This window comes from Trinickia camelliae (assembly GCF_053525655.1).
Genome location: NZ_JBCHAA010000040.1, coordinates 1 through 5,557 on the forward strand (window position 1 = coordinate 1; position 5,557 = coordinate 5,557).

Below are 5,557 nucleotides of genomic sequence, written 5' to 3' on the forward strand. Positions count from 1 at the left end.
TGGGGTGGGGTTGTGGACTTGGGTAAGGAGCCTGACGATTACCTACTTTCACACGGGTATCCGCACTATCATCGGCGTGGAGTCGTTTCACGGTCCTGTTCGGGATGGGAAGGGGTGGTACCAACTCGCTATGGTCATCAGGCGTGACTTGTTGCTGCCTTGCGTGTGGGCAAGACAGCCAATCTGGGAAGAAGTATGGGGTGTAATGGATGGGTAGTGATTGGGCACAACGATCACTCAACCTAGATGCGCTCATGCTCTGCATGGGCCCAGAGTAAGTGCTAAAGCACAAACACTGGCCGTAAAACGCACTGGTTATAGGATCAAGCCGTACGGGCAATTAGTATCGGTTAGCTTAACGCATTACTGCGCTTCCACACCCGACCTATCAACGTCCTGGTCTCGAACGACCCTTCAAGGGGATCAAGTCCCCGGGGATATCTCATCTTAAGGCGAGTTTCCCGCTTAGATGCTTTCAGCGGTTATCTCTTCCGAACATAGCTACCCGGCGATGCCACTGGCGTGACAACCGGTACACCAGAGGTTCGTCCACTCCGGTCCTCTCGTACTAGGAGCAGCCCCCTTCAAATATCCAACGCCCACGGCAGATAGGGACCAAACTGTCTCACGACGTTTTAAACCCAGCTCACGTACCTCTTTAAATGGCGAACAGCCATACCCTTGGGACCGGCTACAGCCCCAGGATGAGATGAGCCGACATCGAGGTGCCAAACACCGCCGTCGATATGAACTCTTGGGCGGTATCAGCCTGTTATCCCCAGAGTACCTTTTATCCGTTGAGCGATGGCCCTTCCATACAGAACCACCGGATCACTATGACCTGCTTTCGCACCTGCTCGACTTGTCGGTCTCGCAGTTAAGCACGCTTATGCCATTGCACTATCAGCACGATTTCCGACCGTACCTAGCGTACCTTCGTACTCCTCCGTTACACTTTGGGAGGAGACCGCCCCAGTCAAACTGCCTACCATGCACTGTCCCCGACCCGGATCACGGGCCAAGGTTAGAACCTCAAACAAACCAGGGTGGTATTTCAAGGACGGCTCCACCGAAACTAGCGTTCCGGTTTCATAGCCTCCCACCTATCCTACACAGATCGGTTCAAAGTCCAATGCAAAGCTACAGTAAAGGTTCATGGGGTCTTTCCGTCTAGCCGCGGGGAGATTGCATCATCACAAACACTTCAACTTCGCTGAGTCTCGGGAGGAGACAGTGTGGCCATCGTTACGCCATTCGTGCAGGTCGGAACTTACCCGACAAGGAATTTCGCTACCTTAGGACCGTTATAGTTACGGCCGCCGTTTACCGGGACTTCAATCAAGAGCTTGCACCCCATCATTTAATCTTCCGGCACCGGGCAGGCGTCACACCCTATACGTCCACTTTCGTGTTTGCAGAGTGCTGTGTTTTTATTAAACAGTCGCAGCCACCAGTTTATTGCAACCCCTTCACCCTCCTGGCGCAGGCCAGTCAAGCTACAGGGGCGTACCTTATCCCGAAGTTACGGTACCAATTTGCCGAGTTCCTTCTCCCGAGTTCTCTCAAGCGCCTTAGAATACTCATCTCGCCCACCTGTGTCGGTTTGCGGTACGGTCATTGTTAAACTGAAGCTTAGAGGCTTTTCTTGGAACCACTTCCAATTGCTTCGCGACCTAAGTCGCTCGCGCCACACCCTTGAATTCCGCGCCCGGATTTGCCTAAGCGCCTTCTCCAATGCAGCGACCGGGACGTCCAACACCCGGACAACCTTCCGCGATCCGTCCCCCCATCGCATTTAACAATGGTGCAGGAATATTGACCTGCTTCCCATCAGCTACGCATTTCTGCCTCGCCTTAGGGGCCGACTCACCCTACGCCGATGAACGTTGCGTAGGAAACCTTGGGCTTACGGCGAGGGGGCCTTTCACCCCCTTTATCGCTACTCATGTCAGCATTCGCACTTCCGATACCTCCAGCACGCTTTTCAACGCACCTTCGCAGGCTTACGGAACGCTCTCCTACCATGCGTGCAAGCACGCATCCGCAGCTTCGGTATATGGCTTAGCCCCGTTACATCTTCCGCGCAGGACGACTCGATCAGTGAGCTATTACGCTTTCTTTAAAGGATGGCTGCTTCTAAGCCAACCTCCTGACTGTTTTAGCCTTCCCACTTCGTTTCCCACTTAGCCATATTTGGGGACCTTAGCTGGCGGTCTGGGTTGTTTCCCTCTTGACACCGGACGTTAGCACCCGATGTCTGTCTCCCGTGATTGCACTCTTCGGTATTCGGAGTTTGCTATGGCGAAGTAATCCGCAATGGACCCTTCAACCATGACAGTGCTCTACCCCCGAAGGTGATACACGAGGCACTACCTAAATAGTTTTCGGAGAGAACCAGCTATTTCCAAGTTTGTTTAGCCTTTCACCCCTATCCACAGCTCATCCCCTAACTTTTCAACGTTAGTGGGTTCGGTCCTCCAGTACGTGTTACCGCACCTTCAACCTGGCCATGGATAGATCACTTGGTTTCGGGTCTACGCCCAGCAACTGAACGCCCTATTCGGACTCGCTTTCGCTACGCCTGCCTTAATCAGTTAAGCTTGCTACTGAACGTAAGTCGCTGACCCATTATACAAAAGGTACGCCGTCACCCCTTACGAGGCTCCGACTGTTTGTATGCATGCGGTTTCAGGATCTATTTCACTCCCCTCCCGGGGTTCTTTTCGCCTTTCCCTCACGGTACTGGTTCACTATCGGTCGATCACGAGTATTTAGCCTTGGAGGATGGTCCCCCCATCTTCAGACAGGATTTCACGTGTCCCGCCCTACTTGTCGTACCCCTAGTTCTTCCTAACTGTTTTCGCCTACAGGGCTATCACCTGCTATGGCCGCACTTTCCAGAGCGTTCGGCTAACAACTAAGATAAAAGGTACAAGGCTGATCCCATTTCGCTCGCCACTACTTTGGGAATCTCGGTTGATTTCTTTTCCTGCGGTTACTTAGATGTTTCAGTTCACCGCGTTCGCTTCGCTAGACCTATGTATTCAGTCTAGGATGACCCATTCGGGCCGGGTTTCCCCATTCGGACATCTTCGGATCAATGCTTATTTGCCAGCTCCCCGAAGCTTTTCGCAGGCTATCGCGTCCTTCATCGCCTGTGATCGCCAAGGCATCCACCACATGCACTTGTTCGCTTGACCCTATAACGAGTGCGTCTCAAGGACTCACACGCCATAGGTTGAGTTTTCGCGTTGTGCCGTATTCCAATTGAGCCGAACATTAAGTTCGAATCATCTTGAGATACATCGATACAATCACAACCCAGATAGCGTCCACGCCCATCTCTAAGCGCTTTCGCTATCCATTACTACTTCTTCCTGATTGTTAAAGAACGACAGCCGATAAGTTTTCACTCATCGCTCTGACTGGCTCAATCGCCAATGCCAAAGGCTCGGTTCGCATTCGAACCAAACGTTTCGCATTGAAGATTGGTGGAGGATGACGGGATCGAACCGACGACCCCCTGCTTGCAAAGCAGGTGCTCTCCCAGCTGAGCTAATCCCCCGTACCTGACACTCCAAGGAATCTGACTCCAGCCACCGCAGACAATTGGTGGGTCTGGTTGGATTCGAACCAACGACCCCCGCCTTATCAAGACGGTGCTCTAACCGACTGAGCTACAGACCCCTTAAGCCTGTCTTTATCTACAGCCGATAAGCGTGAGCGCTTAACTTTGACACGTTTAAGCTCGAGAAAGGAGGTGATCCAGCCGCACCTTCCGATACGGCTACCTTGTTACGACTTCACCCCAGTCATGAATCCTACCGTGGTGACCGTCCTCCTTGCGGTTAGACTAGCCACTTCTGGTAAAACCCACTCCCATGGTGTGACGGGCGGTGTGTACAAGACCCGGGAACGTATTCACCGCGGCATGCTGATCCGCGATTACTAGCGATTCCAGCTTCATGCACTCGAGTTGCAGAGTGCAATCCGGACTACGATCGGTTTTCTGGGATTGGCTCCACCTCGCGGCTTGGCAACCCTCTGTTCCGACCATTGTATGACGTGTGAAGCCCTACCCATAAGGGCCATGAGGACTTGACGTCATCCCCACCTTCCTCCGGTTTGTCACCGGCAGTCTCCTTAGAGTGCTCTTGCGTAGCAACTAAGGACAAGGGTTGCGCTCGTTGCGGGACTTAACCCAACATCTCACGACACGAGCTGACGACAGCCATGCAGCACCTGTGCGACGGTTCTCTTTCGAGCACCCCCACCTCTCAGCAGGGTTCCGTCCATGTCAAGGGTAGGTAAGGTTTTTCGCGTTGCATCGAATTAATCCACATCATCCACCGCTTGTGCGGGTCCCCGTCAATTCCTTTGAGTTTTAATCTTGCGACCGTACTCCCCAGGCGGTCAACTTCACGCGTTAGCTACGTTACTAAGGAAATGAATCCCCAACAACTAGTTGACATCGTTTAGGGCGTGGACTACCAGGGTATCTAATCCTGTTTGCTCCCCACGCTTTCGTGCATGAGCGTCAGTATTGGCCCAGGGGGCTGCCTTCGCCATCGGTATTCCTCCACATCTCTACGCATTTCACTGCTACACGTGGAATTCTACCCCCCTCTGCCATACTCTAGCCCGCCAGTCACCAATGCAGTTCCCAGGTTAAGCCCGGGGATTTCACATCGGTCTTAGCGAACCGCCTGCGCACGCTTTACGCCCAGTAATTCCGATTAACGCTCGCACCCTACGTATTACCGCGGCTGCTGGCACGTAGTTAGCCGGTGCTTATTCTTCCGGTACCGTCATCCCCACAGGATATTAGCCTCTAGGATTTCTTTCCGGACAAAAGTGCTTTACAACCCGAAGGCCTTCTTCACACACGCGGCATTGCTGGATCAGGGTTGCCCCCATTGTCCAAAATTCCCCACTGCTGCCTCCCGTAGGAGTCTGGGCCGTGTCTCAGTCCCAGTGTGGCTGGTCGTCCTCTCAGACCAGCTACAGATCGTCGCCTTGGTGGGCCTTTACCCCACCAACTAGCTAATCTGCCATCGGCCGCCCCTATAGCACGAGGTCCGAAGATCCCCCGCTTTCATCCATAGATCGTATGCGGTATTAATCCGGCTTTCGCCGGGCTATCCCCCACTACAGGACACGTTCCGATGTATTACTCACCCGTTCGCCACTCGCCACCAGGGTTGCCCCCGTGCTGCCGTTCGACTTGCATGTGTAAGGCATGCCGCCAGCGTTCAATCTGAGCCAGGATCAAACTCTTCAGTTCAATACCTGTTACTGTTTTCGGTTGTGTTACCAACCGGTCGCTCACTCAACGTACTGACGATGATTAATCCGTCTTTCGACAGATAAACCTTCCTCTAATACTGTGTGAGACTTGATACTTTCGCTATTCAGCAGACCCCGAAAGATCCGCCTCGCGTCGCCATCAAGCGCCCACACTTATCGGCTGTAAATTGTTAAAGATCGCATCGCAAAACAGCGCTAACTTCGCTACCGTCTTGCGTCGCTGCATCAGCAGCAGAGAAACGAGATTATG

Annotated in this window: 2 tRNA genes and 3 rRNA genes; all 5 read right to left on the minus strand. The window is 53.1% G+C overall.

The annotated features are described in order from the left end of the window. Positions 1 to 29: 29 nt before the first annotated feature. Positions 30 to 142 (minus strand): 5S ribosomal RNA (rrf, locus tag AAHK20_RS33365). A gap of 177 nt (positions 143 to 319) precedes the next feature. Further along, positions 320 to 3,200, minus strand: a 23S ribosomal RNA gene (locus AAHK20_RS33370). A 289-nt stretch (positions 3,201 to 3,489) separates the two neighbouring features. After that, positions 3,490 to 3,565 (minus strand) — tRNA-Ala (locus AAHK20_RS33375). Between the two features lie 45 nt (positions 3,566 to 3,610). Next, positions 3,611 to 3,687, minus strand: a tRNA-Ile gene (locus tag AAHK20_RS33380). A 66-nt stretch (positions 3,688 to 3,753) separates the two neighbouring features. Then, positions 3,754 to 5,284 (minus strand): 16S ribosomal RNA (locus AAHK20_RS33385). Together the 16S, 23S and 5S rRNA genes with 2 tRNA genes alongside form the textbook arrangement of a ribosomal RNA operon. Between the last annotated feature and the right edge of the window lie 273 nt (positions 5,285 to 5,557).